The following is a 307-nucleotide window of genomic DNA, read 5'->3' on the forward strand; positions in this document are numbered from 1 at the left end:
CTCATGGAGGCGGAGCGCCTCGCGCGGACCGACTACGTGATCGAATGGGCCGGGGAGCGGGTCGGGTCGGTGAAGAAGGGGCTCGCGACGGCAGCGAAGAATGCCGGGCTACCGCATGTCCATCCGCACATGCTCCGGCATTCGGCCGCCGTGCGTCAGGCCGAAGCCGGCGTCCCGATGGAGGAAATCGCGAGCTATCTGGGCCACTCGAACCCGAAGGTGACCCGGGACATCTACGCCCGGTTCTCACCAGAGGCGTTGAGCAAGGGGGCCGCTGCGCTGGAACTGGACGACGAGGAAACCGTCA

General features: G+C 67.1%; 1 protein-coding gene. It reads left to right on the top strand.

Features of this window, described 5'->3' with window-relative positions:
* On the top strand, positions 1-307 hold a 307-nt coding region (locus CVH10_RS19290), incomplete at both ends, for a tyrosine-type recombinase/integrase (protein ID WP_181244520.1).

Origin of the sequence: Halomonas sp. ND22Bw, from assembly GCF_003011945.1 — a bacterium.
In the GTDB taxonomy this organism is placed as follows: domain Bacteria; phylum Pseudomonadota; class Gammaproteobacteria; order Pseudomonadales; family Halomonadaceae; genus Halomonas; species Halomonas halophila.